The organism is Streptomyces sp. F001 (assembly GCF_004187715.1).
GTDB lineage: Bacteria > Actinomycetota > Actinomycetes > Streptomycetales > Streptomycetaceae > Streptomyces > Streptomyces flavusporus.
In genome coordinates this window covers 1-1,446 of the sequence record NZ_QZWF01000165.1, presented here as the reverse complement: position 1 = coordinate 1,446, position 1,446 = coordinate 1, and the positions used below count along the sequence as shown (strand labels likewise).

At 71.0% G+C, this 1,446-nt stretch carries 1 protein-coding gene and 1 pseudogene; both read right to left on the bottom strand.

Features of this window, described 5'->3' with window-relative positions; all coding sequences use genetic code 11:
* Positions 1-74 precede the first annotated feature (74 nt).
* Positions 75-1,040, bottom strand: a complete 966-nt coding sequence (locus tag StrepF001_RS45275; protein ID WP_129803881.1) for a nitronate monooxygenase — start codon at positions 1,038-1,040, stop codon at positions 75-77.
* A gap of 119 nt (positions 1,041-1,159) precedes the next feature.
* Positions 1,160-1,446, bottom strand: a pseudogene (locus StrepF001_RS45270) (3-hydroxybenzoate 6-monooxygenase); the annotation flags it as partial.

Here is a 1,446-nt window from a genome sequence, read left to right as displayed (position 1 = left end):
GCGCTGGTGCTTGCGGATCTGCGCGCGTGAGGGGCTGGAGGTCCGGCGTGATCGCTGCTTCCCGGCGATCACGGTCACCGCCGGCCGGCTCGGGCCAGTGCGTCCTCAGCCTGGGCGGCCAGGGTGCCGACCAGATCGGCCGCGGACGGCAGGTCGTTGATGAGGTCGATGGCCTCGCTGGCCCACTGCGGCAGTGCGGGGATCCTGCCGCGCGCCACGGCGTCCTGGTACGCCTGCTGGGCATGAGGGGCGGCTGCGAGTTCGTCCTCGCGGCCCCGCCATCCGTCGAGGAAAGGGTGGCCAAGGGTGCGCGCGGTGTACTGCGCCGGCCACCGCGAGCCGCGGGCGATGTCCAGCACCCTGTTGCGCTCGGTGTCCTCCCCACGTCCCTCAACGATCGCCTTGGCGGTCGCGGGGGCGACCAGCGCCTCGGTCGTGGCTTGGAAGCGGGTGCCGAGCAATGCTCCAGCAGCTCCCAGCGCCAGGGCGGCCGCCACGCCGCGGCCGTCGGCGATCCCGCCGGCCGCCAGCACCGGCACTGGTGCCGCCAAGTCCACCACGACGGGAACGAACGGCAGCGTGGACCGCCCGTGCCGGGCTCCATGCCCGCCCCCTTCGGTGCCCTGCGCCACGATCACATCGGCGCCCAGATCCACCGCCCTCCGGGCCTCCTCCATATCGGTGACCTGAATGATCAGCGCCGTGCCCGCGCTGCGGATGCGCTCCACGTACGGACTGGGGTCGCCGAAGGACAACATCACCGCCGCAGGCCTGTGCTCCAGCGCCCGCGCGACCGCATCGACGTCGATCGCCCATGTCTGAAAGCCGATGCCCCACGGCTTCCCGGCGCCCTCGTCGGCCAGGACGGGCAGTTCACGGGCCAGCCAGTCCTGGTCCCCGTTCCCGCTGCCCAGCAGTCCGAGACCGCCGCCGCGCGAGACCGCCGCCGCCAGGGCTCCACCGGCCGACCCGCCCATCGGGGCCAGGGCAATCGGATGCTCCACATCGAACAGTTCCGTAAACGACGTCGACAACCCCATAACCGAAATCCTCACCTATCCCGTCATGCCGGTCGCAGCGGAAATCAACAGCCTGTCGGCTGACAACACCCTGATGTCTGCCAGGCGGACCATCTGAGCAACCACCCGGGCTTCTTCCGTCAGGGACGTCGGGACCGGGTGAAGTCCCGGGCGCCATGGAGCCAGTGCACTTTTTCGTAAAGGTCGTCCTCGGTGAGTGAACGCAGCATCGCGGTGCGTGCCTGCGCCTCCTCCCCCGCGGGATGGTAGACGCGCGTGCCCATCTCCCTGGCCAGCAGTTGGGTGCGCGCGGTCCGCTCGCTTCGCACGGCGTTGTACTCCTCCAGGCACTGCGCCACGTCGTCGGCGGTGGCGTCTGCGAGGACGTCACCCAGGACCACGGCGTCCTCCAGGGCCTGGCAGGCGC